The sequence below is a fragment of the Streptomyces aurantiacus genome (assembly GCF_027107535.1).
GTDB lineage: Bacteria > Actinomycetota > Actinomycetes > Streptomycetales > Streptomycetaceae > Streptomyces.
Genome location: NZ_CP114283.1, coordinates 3,763,307 through 3,778,792, shown reverse-complemented (window position 1 = coordinate 3,778,792; position 15,486 = coordinate 3,763,307). Strand labels below are relative to the sequence as shown.

Here is a 15,486-nt window from a genome sequence, read left to right as displayed (position 1 = left end):
ACGAAGGGATCTGTTTCGCCCATGTACACAGCATCGTCCTCCGTGTCCGCCCCACCCCGGTCGCTGCACACCCGCCCGGTCGGCGGCGGCCCCTACCTCGACCCCGCGCGCCCCACTGCGGCTCCCCTGCTCGGTGGCGGTCGGACGCGGCGTATGCCGGGGCTCGGTACGCAACCGCTCAGCGGGAGACTCGACTTGTCCGGCCCACAGGGCACCCAGCTGCGCACGGCGATCGCGTCGGTGCACCGGATCTGTCCGGAGTTCGCTCCGGTGCAGGTGCTGCGCCGCAGCGGACGCTCCGTGCTCCTTGTCGGTACCACGGGGCGCAGCACCGCCGTTGCCAAGTGCTTACTGGACCACTCGCCGGTGTGGACCGAGCGGATCCGCCATGAAATAGCGGCATACCGTTCGTTCGTGCGGCACCGGCCGCCGGTGCGGGTGCCCCGCCTGATCGCGGCGGACCCGGACAACTGCACGCTGGTGATCGAGCGGATGCCGGGGCGGGTGGCGGCGCTGAACCGTCATCCGGCGGAGGCGCCCCCTCGCGCGGACATCAGGGCGGCACTCGGCGCGATCTGCCGGCTGAACGCGTGGCGGCCGCCGGCGGGGACGTTCGACGCCCCGCTGGACTACGCGGCGCGGATCTCCCGGTACCACGAGCTGGGGCTGCTCACCGACCGGGACCTGGGCGACCTGCAGAAGCTGGTGCACGGCATCGCGCACTCGGCGGGCCGCCAGGGCATGGGCCAGTTCTGTCACGGCGATTCCCTCCTGTCGAACATCCTCCTTTCACCGGCCGGTCCAGTGCTGGTGGACTGGGAGCACGCGGGCTGGTATCTGCCGGGATACGACCTGGCGACGCTCTGGGCGGTCCTCGGGGACGCGCCCGTCGCCCGGAGGCAGATCAGCCAGCTCGCACAGTCGGCGGGGCCCGCGGCACGCGACGCGTTCCTGGTGAACCTGATGCTCGTCCTCACCAGGGAGATCCGTACCTACGAGATGGCCGTGCAGCGTTCGATGCACGAGACCCCGGCGGCACCGGGACCGGCCCAACCGGGTGCTGCGCCGTCCGGCGAGGAACAGCGGCTGCTGCTGAGGCGGCTGCACGACGATTGCCAGATGGCCCGAAAGGCCGTTCGCGCGGCGGTCGGCACTCGCTGACGGGGACGAAGGTCCGCGGTGCGCCAGGGACAGCGGCGCACCGCGGACCTTCGTCGTGTCCGGACTGGCGCCCGCTCGCGCCACACCGCTGCGGCTCACTGCTCACAGATGTCCGCCCCCTGGGTGAAGGACGTTCACCCGATCAGTTCAAAGGTCCACTCCACTGACGCCTCGCAGGCCGGGCCATCGGTGGACCGAGAGCGGCGACACCCGCCGCTGACGTGGGGAATCACCTGTCTCTGGGCATGATTGACGGATCGTCGGAGAGCCGGTACCACTGACGCACACCCGCTCCCGCACGCCCTGTCACGCTCGATCGTCCCAGGAGGCCTGCCTTGCGAGGATCCCCCACCGGCCCCAGCCCTACCGCCCGGCACAGACGTGCCCGCCGGGCCGCAGGGGCCGTCGCCTCCGCCGCACTGCTGCTGCCCCTGCTCGGTGCCGCCCCGTCCGACAGCGGCGCACAGGAGTCCACGTCGTCCGCACGCCTGCAGAATGCTTTCGCCGACGCCGCCTCCACGTACGGCGTGCCGCAGAGCGTGCTGCTGGCCGTGTCCTACCTGCAGTCCCGCTGGGACGCGCACGGCGGGGCGCCCAGTGTCTCGGGCGGCTACGGTCCGATGCATCTGACCGACGCCCGCACCGCCATCGCCCGGACCGTGGCACCGCATCACAGTGACGGCACCGAGGACCCCCGCGGCGACGACTCTCGCGCGGCCCTCGTTCCCGACACGGGGATCCCGGCGAACACCCGGTTCCCGGCCCGGCTCAGGACGCTGACGAGGGCCGCCGAGCTGAGCGGCATTCCCGCGGAGCGGCTGCGTACGGACGCGGCCGCCAATGTGGCGGGCGGCGCGGCGCTGCTGGCCGCCGCCCAGAAGAAGCTCGGCGCGCCGCTCAGCGACGACGCGGCCGACTGGTACGGCGCGGTGGCGCGCTACTCGGGTGCCGACGACACGGCGACTGCGGCGACGTACGCCGACGACGTCTTCGACGTGCTCCGCCGCGGCGGGGCACGCACGACGGACGAGGGACAACGGATCGTACTCGCGGCGCAACCACAACTGAGCCCGGCCGCCGCACAGTTGAAGCGGGCGGGGCTGCGGGCACCCGTTGCGGGCGCCACCGAGTGTCCGGCGACCGTGTCCTGCGAGTGGATTCCGGCGCCGTACAAGGAGTTCGGGGACGGCGACTACGGCAACCACGACCTCGGCGACCGGCCGAAGTCCCAGAGCATCGAGTACATCGTCGTCCATGACACCGAGGGCGCCTGGGAAGGTGTCCTCAACATGGTGCAGGACCCGACCTATGTGTCGTGGCAGTACACCCTGCGCTCCACCGACGGGCACATCGCCCAGCACGTGAAGGCCAAGGACGTGGCCTGGCACGCGGGCAACTGGTACGTCAACGCCAAGTCCATCGGTCTGGAGCACGAGGGGTTCCTGGCCGCGCCGGAGTCCTGGTACACGGAGGCGATGTACCGGTCGTCGGCGCGCCTGGTGAAGTACCTGGCCGAGAAGTACGGCATCCCCCTGGACCGGCAGCACATCCTCGGTCATGACACCGTGCCCGGTCCGACCGCCTCGGCCGTCCCGGGAATGCACACCGACCCGGGCCCGTACTGGGACTGGCGGCACTACTTCGCGCTGCTCGGCAAGCCGCTGCGGGCCGAGCCCGGGCCGGCGGGCGGGCTGGTGACCGTGTTGCCGGCATTCGACGCGAACCGGCCCGAGTTCACGGGCTGCGTCACCAAGGGCAAGCCGTGCGCGTCGCACGGGTCCAGCGCCGTACGGCTGCACACCGAGCCGCGCGGGAGCGCACCGCTCGTCAAGGACATCGGGCTGCGGCCCGCGGGCGGGAACTCCACGACCGACGTGAACGACATCGGCTCGCGCGTGTCCACCGGCCAGCGGTACGCGGTCGCCGGACGCGACGGTGACTGGACGGCGATCTGGTACCTGGGCCAGAAGGCCTGGTTCAAGAACCCGGAGAAGCAGCCGACGGCGGTGAACGCGACCGGTTCCGTCGTCACACCGAAAGCCGGCCTGACCGAGATTCCCGTCTACGGGCGCGCGTACCCGGAGAAGGAGGCCTACCCGGCGGGTGTGCCCGTCCAGGCGGTCTCCCCGCTGCCGTACAAGCTGCTCGCCGGGCAGCGGTACGCGGCCGGTGACAAGGTGCCGGGCGAGTACTTCTACGCGCCGACCTTCGACACGACGCCACACCGGGTGGTGCGCGGTTCGGACATGTACTACGAGATCCAGTTCGGTCACCGGGTGGCGTTCGTGCGGGCCGCCGACGTGCGGGTGATGCCGTCCACGTCGTGAAGGGGCCGGAGCCGGAACCGAGGGCGGGGGCCTGGGCCGGTCAGCCCTCGATCCGGCGCAGGCGTTCGGCGTCGCCGGTGCGTGGGCAGGTGGCGCAGGCCTCGGCGGGGCGGATCGTGTAGTAGAGGCAGCAGCCCATGCGCGTGCGGGTCGGATGCTGCCGGCCGTCGCGGCCGGCGAGGTGGCGGAAGTCCGCCCCGCCGGGGAAGGGCGCGACAGCAGAGGGCAGCAGCGCGGTGGCGGCCCGTACGGCGTCCGGTTCCCGGCCGAGCATGCGACCGAGATACCAGATGCCGGAGACGAGGTCGTCGGTGACCAGGCCCCACAGTGCGCGCGGGCCGCGCCTGACGTGCGGGGCGATCGCGGAGAGCAGCGGCCCCATGTGGTCGGCGACGGCGACTCTCAACTCCGCACGCAGTGCCTCCTCGTGAGGGACGGTCAGTACGCCCGGGAGGGTGCCTGCCGGGTCCTCCGGGAGGCACGCCAGGTCCGGTCCGGGACTGATCTCGAACATGCCGGACGCCAGGTCGATCCGTACGTCCTCGGGGCGCACACGCGGTACGCGGCCCGTGAGGTACCACACGCCGCTCATCAGCAGTCCGACCGACCACGCGTAGTCGTGGAGGGCGCGGGAGGCGGCGACATCAGGACGCGGGGTGTGGTCGTAGCGGGTCCGGATGCGGGAGTGCTCCGCCAACAGGTAGGCGTCCAGCGCTTCGTGATCCTTCGTCAACTCCGCGCCGCTGACTCCCGTTCGGGTGAACGGTGACGCGGGGTCGGCCACCCGGACCGTCAACGCTTCGCACACCTCTGCCAGTTGCCGGTACGCGGAGGTGAGGAGCCCGGACACGGTCGTGGCCGCACCGGTCGACAGAGTCTCCAGGGCCACGGTCATCGGTACTCCTGTGCGGGGGCGGAGCGAGAAGCCCAGGTAAGGCTTACCTTACTATAGCGATCACCGACAGCAGCGTGTGACCGCACTCCCGATGAGACGATCAAGGGAGACACACGTCACGACACTTCCACAGCTGGTTGAAACGTAAATCCATGCCTCACTTAAGCTCACGTACCGTGACTCCGACCGAACTGGCCCCCTCTGCGGGTGCGCCCTCGTGTACCCCTCGGCACATACCCGTATCGCCCTACGGCGTCGGGGCCTCCATATTCCGTGCCGCGCTCGGGGTCGCCGGGGTGGTCGCCCGGGGCATCGGCCCAAACCCCCTGACCTCACCGACGCCCCGCGGCGTCAACGCCGCGGACGAGGCCCAGAAGAAGGACGACGTCCCCAACCCGGTCCGGACGGACCTGGGCGCCGGCAGGGACGGCATGCTCTTCGAGCTGCGGGACGAGACCTGGATGTCCGGCATCGGCGTCCGGGCGGCCGAACAGATGCTCGCCGACGTGGCCGGGGCCACCGGCGTGGCACTCGCTAAGAGGTAGCTCCCGCTACAGGGGCGGCCCGCCTCACGGCCACCCCACCCCCACCCACGAGCGGAAGCTGCTGCCCGCATGCGCATGTACCTGCTTGCCCACAACCCCACCGACTCCGTCACCGAAGGGTTCCTGCCCGCCGCAGCGCGGCTCGGCCTTGACGTCACCGTCCTCACCGACCAGCCGGACGCCCACCGGCGCGCGTATCCGGAGACCGAGATCCTGCAGTGCGACGTACGCGACTTCCGCTCGGTCGTCACCCGGATCTCGACCCTCCCCCGCCCCGACGCGGTCTTCACCAACAGTGACCATCTGCAGACCCAGGCCGCCCTGGCCGCCGACTACTTCGGCCTGCCCGGCAAGGACTGGCGGGTCACCCTGCGCACCAAGGACAAGGCGGAGATGCGGCGCCATCTCGCCTCCGTCGGAGCGGACACGGTCTGGTCGACCGAAGTGACCGACGCCACCGATGTCGCCGCCCTCGACGTGCCCTACCCGTGTGTCGTGAAGCCGCGCGAGGGTGTGGCCAGCGAGGACGTCGTACGCGTCGAGAGTGCCGGGCAACTGGTGGCCTGCTGCGCCAAGGTCCTCGGCCGCCGCTCCGGTGCCGCCCTGGTCGTCGAGGAGTACCTGCCCGGGGAGCTCCACACCCTGGAGACACTCGGTGACGGACACGTCCGCCATGTCCTGGGCGGGTTCCACACGCTGGTCTCCCCGCCGCCGTACTTCATAGAGGAGCGTCTGACCTTCGTCGCGGCCCATCCCGAACCGGTCGTCGCCCAGGTGCTGGCCCAACTCGACGCACTCGGGGTGGGCTTCGGCGCCTGTCACACCGAGTTCGTGGTGCACGAGGGCCGGGCGAGAATCATCGAGGTCAACTACCGTGCCATCGGCGACCAGTGCGATCTGCTGCTGGCACGCCTGCTGGAGATTCCCCTCTTCGAGCACATCCTGCGTACGCACCTCGGTGATCCGTTGCCCGTGGAGCTCGGGGCCCGCCGCGACCGCGCGGCTCGACTGGACTACCCGTACGCAAAGAGCTCCGGCACGCTGGCAGCCGCCCCGGCCGCCACCGAACTGGACGTGGACGGCGTGCGGTTGACCTATCGACCGCTGCGGGCGGTCGGCGAGCGGCACGAGGTGTACCGCACCAATCGCGACTACCTCGGCGTGCTGCGGGCCACCGGAACCGACCAGGAAACGGTGGACAGGGCGGTGGCCGGGTTCCTGGCCGGGCAGCGCTGGGAGATCCAGCCGTGACGGCCCGGACTGTGCCGACCGACGGCTCCGGCCCCAGCACCCCCACCGGCAGCGGCAGCGGCAGCGGCAGCGGAGACGACGACAGGCGGCCTTCGGACGCCGACAGCACCCGGGACGAACTGGTGATCCGGGTGCTCAGCGCGCTGCTGCGTGAGGACGTGGCCGGCCTGCGCTCGGCCGGCACGCTCGTGCACCGGCCGGACGGCGCCTGGCTGCAACGAGGCACCGGGCAGGGGCGGTTCCTCCTGCTGCCCGTCGCCGAAGACGGGTTCCAGTGCGAGTACGCGGCCCGGCTGCCGTTCCTCGTCGAGGAGTCCGCCGACTCCGCACCCGTCACCCACGAGACGTGCGACATGATCCTCGCGGCGCTGCGCGTCCTCGCCGACCCCGCCGACCGGGACGGGTTCGACGCCTTCGCCGAGGAGTGCCGCCAGACTCTGGCCACCATGCGGCTGCACGCCTCGGCCCATGACGAGGTGACCGCCCGCCTGACGGAGCATCATGGTTGCTCACTGGCGGACTGGACCGGACTCGACGGAGGGCTGGCGTTCGACACGCTCGCCGCCCACCTCGATCACCCCGTCTACCCGACCGCGCGAGGACGCTCCGGACTGGATGCACCACGACTGCGCGCCTACGCACCGGAGTTCCAGCCGCGTTTCGCGTTGCGCTGGCTCGCCGTGCCCCGAGACGCGCTCATCGGGACGGTTCCGGAGCACTGGCCCACACCAGCGCTGCTCGGACTCACGGAGCTCGACCCCACGCATGTGGCTCTGCCCGTCCATCCGTTGACCCTCGGCGCACCGCTGGACGGAGCGCTGCGCGCCACCGGTCTGACGGATCGGGCCGTGCTCGCCGACCGCGCCCACCTCGAAGCCGTACCGACCCTGTCGATGCGTACCGTGGCGCTGTTTGCCGACCCGTCCCTGCATGTCAAACTCCCCCTGACAACCGCCACGTTGGGTCTGCGCAACCCGCGCACCATCAAGCCGGGCACCCTCGTCGACGGAGCCGCCGGGCAGCGTCTGATCGAGCGGATCGTCCTCCGGGAACCGCGATTCCGGAGGACGATCCTGCACGCCGACGAGACCGTGTACGCGCACGCCGGGCACGAGTTGCTCGCCGCACTCTTCCGGCGGTACCCGGGCGGGCTCCAGGACTCCGTCGTCGTGCCCATGGCCGCGCTGCTCGCCGAGGCACCGGGCGGACGACTGGTCGTCGACCACCTCGCGGACCGCTTCTTCGGGAGCGACTGCGTCGCCCTGCTGGACGCCTGCCTCACCCTGCTCCTGGACTGGCAGACCACCCTGTTCGGGTACGGGATCGCGCTCGAATCGCACCAACAGAACGTCTCGCTGGTCCTTGACCCGCGGCCCGACGGCCGTACGCGGCTGCGGCTGCTCCTGAAGGACAACGACGGCCCGCGCATCAACAGCCGCCGCCTGCGCGAGCGGCTGGGGGCCGACGCTCCCGGAACCGCGGACTTCGACGACCCGCGGACGTTCGTCGAGAGCGACGGGCCGGTCGTCGACCTGTTCACCACCATCACGGTCCATCTCTGCGCGGGCGCCTACGCGTTCGGCCTCGCCCGGCACGGTCGCGCTCCGCTGCCGGTGCTGCTGCGACTCGTACGCGACCGGCTCGCCGAGGCGATCGAGCGGCTCGGGACGGGAACGGGCGAGCCCGGCGCCGTCCTGCGGGCGCAGGTCCTGGACGCGCCGCGCCTCCCGGTCAAGGCGATGGTCACCGCGGGAACACTGCTCACCAAGGAACGTTCGGGTGCCTCGGACATCAACAAGCACTACACCAGTGGCCCCAACTACCTTCTGGGGGCCGGTGGTTCGGCATGAGCGCCGGGGCCTTGCGCATACCTCGCCCCGGGGTCGGCCCCCGGCAGGTGCGCGCTGTCGCGGGCTGCTGCTTCGTGGCGTCGTTCGCGGCGCCGGGTCTGCCACCGTTCCTGACCGAGATCCTCCCCGAGCCCGGCGCGGTCGCCGCCGGCGTGGCCGCGGCGGCGGGCAGCGCCCGTCACGGTCCGGCCTCCCCCGTACCGATCGGCGCCGCCGTCGCCCTGATCACCGTATGCGCGACCGTCCTCCGCTCTCTTTGCACCCGCTGGAGCCACACATGCCCTCGCTGACCGCGTCGCTCGGTAGCACCCCCGCCCCCAGCCCCACGCCGGGCATCACCGCGCAGGCCCAACTCCCCTCCGCGGACGAGGCCGTGGCCCACACGCTTCTCAACTGCCTGTTGCGCGAGGTGTCGGGGCCGGAGCGCCAGACCGCGTTCACCGACGGCCATCTGCTGCTACGGCTTCCCCGCCGCGGTGTGCTGCTGCGCGTCGCGGTGCGCCGCTCATCACTGCTCGGGGCACACCGCTTCACCGGCCCGGTGAGCGAACGCAGGACCGACGGCGGCTGGAACGCGATCGGCTGGCGGCGGCTTGCCGAACACACGCAAGGCGAGCTGTCGTTGCGGAGCGGTGTGCACAACGAGGAGTTCCTGGAGCAGATCGACTCCAGTCACCGGACCGTCGCCGCATCCCTCCCCACACGGACCGGGACCGGCGCGATCCCTTCGCCCGCGCGCGCGAAGGCCTGGCCCGTTCCGGCCGACACGACCGTCGCCGCCTACCTCGCCTCCGAGCAGTCGTTGCTGTTCGGGCACCGCTTCCACCCCACGCCCAAGGCGCGCACCGGGGACGCGGACTCCTGGCAGGCGTACGCGCCGGAGGCAGGCGCGACCTTCCCGCTGCGCCACCTCGCCGTACGCGAGGAGCTGATCGCCGAGGAGTCCGCGGAGCCCGGCGCACTCGACGCGCTCGACCGTCCGGGCCGGCAGGACGCTGCCACCGTCCCCGACGGCTACCGGCTGCTGCCCGCCCACCCCTGGCAGTACGCGATGCTGCGCGAGCGTCCGGCGCTGCGCGCGGCTCTCGGCCGCGGGGACATCCTCGACCTCGGCCCGCGGGGCAGGCCCTTCGCCGCCACCGCATCTGTACGGACGCTGTACGACGGCGAGTCGTTCCTGAAGTTCAGCCTGAACGTCCGCATCACCAACTGCCTCCGCAAAAACGCGAGTTACGAACTGTCGGGCGCCGTCGCACTCACCCGCACACTCGGTCCGGTGCTCGCCGACCTGGCCGACCGCTTCCCCGGCAGCGCGGTGCTCCGCGAACCCGCCTACCGCAGCCTGGCCCTCCCCGGCCCCGACGGGACACCGGACCGCGAGCTGCTCGAAGGCTTCGGCGTCATCGTCCGGGAGGGACTGACCCGGCACCTCCTGCCGGGCACCACCCCGCTTCTCGCGGGGGCCGTGGCCGATGAGTACCCGACCGGCCCCGCCCACATCTCCCGGCTTCTCGGCGGGGCCGGCCCACGGGGCGCGCTCGACTGGTGGTCGGCCTATCTCAGGCTGCTCGTGCCTCCGGTTCTGGCCGCCTTCTTCGATCACGGTCTGGTGCTGGAACCCCACCTGCAGAACGTGCTGATCTGCGTCGACGGCGACGGCATGCCCGCCCAGGTCCTCTTCCGCGACCTGGAGGGCACCAAGCTCCTGCCGGAGCGCCACGCCGAGACACTCGCCTCGCTGCCGCCCGACGTCGCGGGCCCGATGACCTACGACGCACAGCGCGGCTGGGACCGGGTCGTCTACTGCCTGCTCGTGAACCACGTCGCGGAGCTGCTCGCCGCTCTCGCCGATCTGCACCCTCACACCGAAGCCGCGCTGTGGGCGGAGGTCCGCGTCACCCTGCAGACGTACGCCGACCGGTACGGCTGCCCGCCTCCGCTGGCCGCGCTGCTCGCGGGGGTTCCTCTGCCCGCCAAGGCGAACCTTCTCACCCGCTGGGAGCGCAAGGCCGACCGTGAGGCCGGCTACGTCCGCCTGCCCTCGCCGCTCGGCGAGGACATCCGTCGCCACACGACCCGGAGTGCCCGATGACCACCTCCCCGACCGACGCCGTACGAGACCGAGTGCTCTCCCTGTCGTCCGGCGAACTCCCCGCCTACGTCTACGACATGGCGGCCCTGCGCGAGCACGCAGCGGCGGTTCGGGCCGCACTTCCCGAGCGCGTCGAGCTCTACTACGCGGCGAAGGCCAACCCTGAGCCGGAGATCCTGGCCGCGCTCGGCCCGTACGTGGACGGCTACGAAGTGGCGTCGGGCGGCGAACTCGCCCACGTCGCCGCAGCGGTGCCGGGTCGCGCGCTGGCCTTCGGCGGTCCGGGCAAGACACCCCCCGAGATCACGGCCGCGTTGGAGCTGGGCGTGGAGCGCTTCCACGTGGAGAGCGAGTACGAGCTGCACATGCTGGCCGAGCTGGCCAGGGAGGTCACACCGGATGCCCGCGTGGCGGTGCTGCCCCGCTTCAACCTCCCCGTGGCGACGGGCTCGTTGGCCGCGAGCTCCCTCGCGATGGGCGGCCGCCCCACGCCCTTCGGTCTCGACCCCTCGCAGGCCGACACGGTCGTGGGCCTGCTGACCGACGGCACATATCCACAACTCGAACTCCGAGGCGTGCACGCGCACTTGGCCAGCGGGCTCCGGGCCCCGGAACAGCTGGCGATGGCTGGGTCCATCGTGAACTGGGCAGTCGGTCTCGCGGAGCGGCACGGGGTGCGGCTCACGGAGGTGAACGTCGGCGGGGGCATGACGGTCGACTACGCCGCCCCCGAGGACCGTTTCGACTGGGTCGCGTACGGCGACGGCCTCGCCGAACTCCTGGGCCGGTACCGGAATCTGACGCTGCGTATCGAACCCGGGCGGGCGCTGACGGCGTACTGCGGCTGGTACGCGACCGAGGTGCTGGACGTGAAGCACAGCCATGGGGAGGAGTTCGCCGTGGTGCGCGGCGGCACGCACCACCTGCGCACACCGGCGACCAAGGGCCACGACCAGCCCTGCGCCTTCCTCCCGGTGGAGGACTGGCCGCATCCGTGGCCCCGCCCGGTCGCACGACGCGAACTCGTCACGCTGACAGGCCAGTTGTGCACTCCGAAGGACGTCCTGGCCCGTAACGTCCCCGCACCGGGCGTGCGGGCCGGCGACCGCGTGGTGTTCGCGCTCGCGGGCGCCTACGCGTGGAACATCTCCCACCACGACTTCCTCATGCACCCACGGCCCGGTTTCCACTTCCTGGATCCCTGGACGTGAAGGCGGCGGGAAGCGCGGGGTCGCCGGGCTAGCGGTCCTCGTCGGGGACGTACTCACGGCGCGCCGCGATCATCATGCCGGCACCTCACCGTCCGGCAGCAGGGCGCTGCGGACGGTGAGGTGCGGGTGCGGGGTGCGGGAGACGGTCGGCGCGGAAGGCACTTCCAGTCGAAGCACAGGGAGAGACGGTTTCCCCCGGCGGGACTCAGCCCTGCTGGAACAGCTCCGCGGGCAGCGGCTTCAGGAGCGCGTACAGGTCGTCGGTGATGGGACGGTCCCAGGCGGCGATCGTCACCAGGACGTTGTCACTGCGGTCGAACTGCACGCAGGAGATGCGCGTCTCGGAGAGCTTGAGCCGCCGCACGATGAGGAGGTTGTCGCCCTGCATCACCGGCATGTCCTCTGCGCCGACGACCGTGACCTCTTCCTCGTTCTCCAGCGCCAGCAGCAGCTGGGCCACCTCGAACGGGACCTCCCCCTCCGCGATGTCGCGGGCCGGGGAGTTCTCCGGCAGATTGCCGATGATCATCGCGGGACCGCGGCCGCCGAACAGGTCGTAGCGCAGGAAGACACCCTGGCAGCTGCCGTCGGGTGCGGGCAGCAGGCCCGCACCGAGATTGCCCGGCCAGTCGCCCGGGTCCATGGCCAGCACATCGAAGTCTGGCCCGGCGGGGGTGGCGCTGCGGCGGCGGAGGAAGGACATGCCGCAATGGTACGTGCAACGGAGGGCTGGTCGCCGTGGGGTGGACGGGCGGTCGCCCACACTCGTGGGCAACCGTGCGTGGGCCACGAGGCATGGGCCACCGGGCGTAGGCCACCGCCCGTGGGCCACCGCGTGTAGGCCCCCGCTCGTGGACCACCGCGTGTAGGCCACCGCCAGCGGGTCGTCAGGCTCAGGGCCACCGTTCGTGGGCCACCGGGCGTGGACCACGACCCCGCAACCGCCGCCGTCGATCACCGCACACCTACCGCCGCACACTTGCCATCACTCGTTGGCCAACACCCGTTGGCTATGCCCCCGGGCTCTCTCCGGGCACCGCGGCCAGTGCCGGTCCGAGCCCCGCCCGGTCCGTCCCCACTTTGCGGTACACCGCCGACAGCAACCGGACCACCGCCGCCTCCTCCGTGCGGAGCTCCTCGGCGATCGTCGCCGTGGCGAGGCCGCGCACGGTCAGCTCGGCGGCCGTGCGTTCCCGGGCGGTGAGCACGTCCGACTCGGTGCTGCGCAGACGGCGCGGCCGCAACCCGGCGGCCGCCAGCTCGTCGCGGGCGGACTCGGCCAGACCGTCGGCACCGCACCGCACGGCCGCGTCGAGTCCGCGGTGGAGATACTCGGCCGCCTCCCCGGCTCGCCCGCATCGGCGCAGCTCCGTGCCGAGGGCGACGAGGGCGCAGGCCAGTTCGTACGCCGCCGGGGAGCGCTCCAGATGGTCGACGGACTCTTCGAGGAGCCCCACGCGGGCCGTGCCCGAGGACACGTCGGCCGCCGCGCGCAGCGCCTGGCCGACCGCCGACGGCGCACCGAACAGCCGGGCCCGGCTCACCGCCTCGAGCGCCGTGGCCACCGCGCGTTCCGGGGTTTCGTGGCTCTCGGCCCGGGCGAGGTGCAGCTGCCACGGGCACCAGGAGGGATTGCGCATGCCGCGCGGGTCGAGGCGGCGTCCGGCCGCGGCGAGTTCGGCGACGGCGTCCTTCGCCAGCCCTCTGGCCAGGAGCAGTTCGCCGTGCACGGTCTGGGCGTCGGGGAAGACGACCGCGGCGGGGAACGGCTCCCCGAAGGCGTAGTCCTCGGCGGTCTGCGTGGCTTCGGCGAGCCGGCCGCGGGCGAGCAGGACCTCGATGAGGATGCCGACGGCGTACCAGTGGGCGGGGGTGCCGGGGCCGACCCGTTCGGCGAGCCTGCGCCCCACGCGGACGAAGTCCTCGGCCTCGGCGAGACGGCCTCGGCGGAAGCGCACGTACGCGAGGAGGGTGTAGCCGAAGGAGAGGTGGGCTCCGTGCCAGCCCTGCCGTTCGAAGTCGGCGATCCCGGCGGCGAACAGTTCCTCGGTGCGTCCCGGGCGGTCGGCGTACATGTAGGTGAGGGCGACGAGGACGGGCACCTCGAAGCCGCGGTCCGCCTCGGCCCAGCCGAAGCCGCCGGCGAGGGCGCGTTCCGCGTGCTGGACGGCGATGTGGGCGGGTTCGCCGCGCAGGGTGGCGTCCCAGGCGCGCAGGCCGATCACATAGCGCTCGGTGAGGTCGCGGCCGGTGAGCCGGTCGGCGAGCCGGGCCAGGCGGCGGGAACGGGCCGGCGAGTCGGGTTCGTCGGCGCGGAAGGCGTCCCACATGAACTGCTCCGACTGCATCCGCAGCCGGACGCGCGCATCCCCGGTCACCCTGGTCGCGCGGGCGAGCGTGTCGGAGGCCTCGCCGAGGCGGTCGCTGTGGGCGAGGACCTGGGAGAGCCGGTAGACGATGTTGTGGCGCAGTCCGGGGTCGGCGATGGGCTCTTCCAGGGCCGCCCGCAGGTGGTTGACGGTGGTCGCCGGTTCGGTGAGCAGGGATGCGCAGCCCAGTTCGTAGAGGATCGCGGCCCGTTCTCCGAGGGGCGGGGGTTCGCGCAGAGCCCGGGCGAGGTGGCGGCGGGCGGCGTCGGGGGCTCCGGCGCGCAGGGTCTCGCGGGCGGCGGCACGCAGTTGCTGGACGACCCAGGTGTCGCCGTCGGGGTGGGTCTCCATGAGGTGCCGGGCCGCGGCGGCCGGGCCGAGTCCCGCGTCGATGACGCACCAGGCGGCCTGTCCGTGCAGGGCCACACGGACACCGCCGGGGATGGCGCGGTAGACGGCGGTGGCGATGAGGGGATGGACGAATTCGAGGGTGCCCGCGTCGCTCGCCGCGCCGGTGAGGATCCGGGCGTCGCGCAGGGCGTCCGCCGCGTCGGCCGCCTCCTCGGAGCCGAGGCCCGCGACGGCCGCGGCGAGCGCCGGCGAGATCTCGGTGCCGAGGAGGGCGCAGGCCCAGGCGAAACGGACGGTCGAGGCGCCGAGACGTTCGAGGCGGGCGACGAGGCCGCTGCCCTTGACCGCGGCGGCCAGATCGCGCAGCAGGTGCGCTCCGGGCTCGGTCGGGGCCAGGCCCCGGTCGCGTACTTTCGCCGTCAGTTCGACGGCCTCGAACGGATTGCCCGCGGTGACGGCCCAGCACTCACGGCAGAACGCGTCGTCGGCCCGGGTGCCGAGGGTCTCGCGTACCAGCCGGGCGACCGCCACGGCGCTCAACGGCTCCAGGTCGAGGGGCCGTCCGCCCGCACGGCCGGGCAGGCCTCTGAACGGCTCGGCGTGGTCGGGGAGTTCGTCGGGCCGGTACGCGACGACGATCAGCAGGGGCAGTTGTTCGGCACGGGGCGCGAACGCGGCGAGCCACTGCAGCGACTCCGGGTCGGCCCAGTGCGCGTCGTCGAGGACGAGCACCATCGGGGCGCGGCGCACGGCGAGGTGGGTGAGGACCCAGTCGAGGCCGTCGCGCAGGCCCTGCTGGTCGGGGGGCGGCCCGTCGGCAGCGGCGCACAGCCCGAGTGCGGGTCCGACGATGGCGTACCAACTGCCCAGCGTGGCGCGGGCTTCCGCTTCGGGGAGGCCCGCGAGCTGGGGCTGGAGGAGTTGGCGTGCGACGTGGAAGGCGACGGCCTGTTCCTGGTCACCGCCTCGTGCGGACAGGACGGCGCAGCCCTTGGCCGCGGCACGCCGGCGTACTTCGGCGAGGAGGCTGGTCTTGCCGATGCCGGCCCGTCCGGCGAAGGCGAGCAGCCCGCCCCGGGGCCGGCCGGGCGGCCCGGCGTCGTCCCCGAGAAGATCTGCGTCGTCCCCGAGAAGCTCCGTGCCGTCCGTGTGCGGTCCGTGGCCCTCGCGGCGGCCGGGGGTGTCCAGGGTCGTCCCGGTGACGACCGCACGGAGTCCGAGGCTGTCTATGCCGGGTCCGAGGGTGTCCGTGCGCAGACCGGTGACTTCGCTCAACGCCTCGTCCACAGCGGCGAGTTCGATCTCGCGCTCGAAGAGCGTCCTTCTGCTCCGCATACCGTTCCGCCCCATGGCGCCACCCCCTGCCACGGTGGTGCAACCGCCGCGGGGAGGCGGTGCGCACCGTGACCTACAGGCACCTCAGCGTACGCCGGG

General features: G+C 72.3%; 11 protein-coding genes. 8 read left to right on the top strand and 3 right to left on the bottom strand.

Features of this window, described 5'->3' with window-relative positions; translation table 11 throughout:
- Window positions 1-21 precede the first annotated feature (21 nt).
- Window positions 22-1,161, top strand: coding sequence for an aminoglycoside phosphotransferase family protein (locus tag O1Q96_RS18545; RefSeq protein ID WP_269249248.1), 1,140 nt, complete (start codon window positions 22-24; stop codon window positions 1,159-1,161).
- 335 nt (window positions 1,162-1,496) lie between these two features.
- Window positions 1,497-3,488: an N-acetylmuramoyl-L-alanine amidase gene (locus tag O1Q96_RS18540; RefSeq protein ID WP_269249247.1), complete on the top strand. Its 1,992-nt coding sequence runs from the start codon at window positions 1,497-1,499 to the stop codon at window positions 3,486-3,488.
- A 40-nt stretch (window positions 3,489-3,528) separates the two neighbouring features.
- On the opposite strand, the gene O1Q96_RS18535 is transcribed toward O1Q96_RS18540, so the two are convergent.
- Complete coding sequence (locus tag O1Q96_RS18535; protein WP_269249246.1) at window positions 3,529-4,383, bottom strand: (2Fe-2S)-binding protein; 855 nt, start codon at window positions 4,381-4,383, stop codon at window positions 3,529-3,531.
- A 176-nt stretch (window positions 4,384-4,559) separates the two neighbouring features.
- Here O1Q96_RS18535 and O1Q96_RS18530 point away from each other — a divergent pair, with 176 nt between their 5' ends.
- From O1Q96_RS18530 to O1Q96_RS18505, 6 genes are all read left to right on the top strand, one after another.
- Window positions 4,560-4,928 (top strand): hypothetical protein, encoded by a 369-nt coding sequence (locus O1Q96_RS18530; RefSeq protein WP_269249245.1) that lies wholly within the window; start codon window positions 4,560-4,562, stop codon window positions 4,926-4,928.
- A 69-nt stretch (window positions 4,929-4,997) separates the two neighbouring features.
- Window positions 4,998-6,179, top strand: a complete 1,182-nt coding sequence (locus O1Q96_RS18525) for an ATP-grasp domain-containing protein (RefSeq protein ID WP_269249244.1) — start codon at window positions 4,998-5,000, stop codon at window positions 6,177-6,179.
- A gap of 122 nt (window positions 6,180-6,301) precedes the next feature.
- Window positions 6,302-8,029 (top strand): IucA/IucC family protein, encoded by a 1,728-nt coding sequence (locus O1Q96_RS18520; RefSeq protein WP_269253637.1) that lies wholly within the window; start codon window positions 6,302-6,304, stop codon window positions 8,027-8,029.
- The gene (locus tag O1Q96_RS18515) at window positions 8,026-8,319 is read left to right on the top strand and encodes a hypothetical protein (RefSeq protein WP_269249243.1); all 294 of its coding nucleotides are present in this window, start codon (window positions 8,026-8,028) and stop codon (window positions 8,317-8,319) included. Before O1Q96_RS18520 ends, O1Q96_RS18515 begins: the two co-directional genes overlap by 4 nt.
- Window positions 8,307-10,121 carry an IucA/IucC family protein gene (locus tag O1Q96_RS18510; protein ID WP_269249242.1) on the top strand — a complete coding sequence of 605 codons (1,815 nt, stop codon included), beginning with the start codon at window positions 8,307-8,309 and terminating at the stop codon, window positions 10,119-10,121. Before O1Q96_RS18515 ends, O1Q96_RS18510 begins: the two co-directional genes overlap by 13 nt.
- On the top strand, window positions 10,118-11,332 hold the full coding sequence (locus tag O1Q96_RS18505; RefSeq protein WP_269249241.1) for a type III PLP-dependent enzyme: 1,215 nt from the start codon (window positions 10,118-10,120) through the stop codon (window positions 11,330-11,332). The genes O1Q96_RS18510 and O1Q96_RS18505 overlap by 4 nt, the downstream gene beginning before the upstream one ends.
- Window positions 11,333-11,537: 205 nt before the next feature.
- On the opposite strand, the gene O1Q96_RS18500 is transcribed toward O1Q96_RS18505, so the two are convergent.
- On the bottom strand, window positions 11,538-12,035 hold the full coding sequence (locus tag O1Q96_RS18500) for a hypothetical protein (RefSeq protein WP_217457482.1): 498 nt from the start codon (window positions 12,033-12,035) through the stop codon (window positions 11,538-11,540).
- Window positions 12,036-12,342: 307 nt separating this feature from the next.
- Entirely contained in the window at window positions 12,343-15,387 is a 3,045-nt protein-coding gene (locus O1Q96_RS18495; RefSeq protein WP_269249240.1) for an ATP-binding protein, read from the bottom strand.
- Between the last annotated feature and the right edge of the window lie 99 nt (window positions 15,388-15,486).

Excerpts from the sequence above, each read along its gene's own strand:
- O1Q96_RS18545 (WP_269249248.1), top strand. The coding sequence starts at position 22 with ATGTACACAGCATCGTCCTCCGTGTCCGCCCCACCCCGGTCGCTGCAC.
- O1Q96_RS18535 (WP_269249246.1), bottom strand. The coding sequence starts at position 4,383 with ATGACCGTGGCCCTGGAGACTCTGTCGACCGGTGCGGCCACGACCGTG.
- O1Q96_RS18525 (WP_269249244.1), top strand. The coding sequence starts at position 4,998 with ATGCGCATGTACCTGCTTGCCCACAACCCCACCGACTCCGTCACCGAA.
- O1Q96_RS18515 (WP_269249243.1), top strand. The coding sequence starts at position 8,026 with ATGAGCGCCGGGGCCTTGCGCATACCTCGCCCCGGGGTCGGCCCCCGG.
- O1Q96_RS18510 (WP_269249242.1), top strand. The coding sequence starts at position 8,307 with ATGCCCTCGCTGACCGCGTCGCTCGGTAGCACCCCCGCCCCCAGCCCC.
- O1Q96_RS18505 (WP_269249241.1), top strand. The coding sequence starts at position 10,118 with ATGACCACCTCCCCGACCGACGCCGTACGAGACCGAGTGCTCTCCCTG.
- O1Q96_RS18500 (WP_217457482.1), bottom strand. The coding sequence starts at position 12,035 with ATGTCCTTCCTCCGCCGCCGCAGCGCCACCCCCGCCGGGCCAGACTTC.
- O1Q96_RS18495 (WP_269249240.1), bottom strand. The coding sequence starts at position 15,387 with ATGCGGAGCAGAAGGACGCTCTTCGAGCGCGAGATCGAACTCGCCGCT.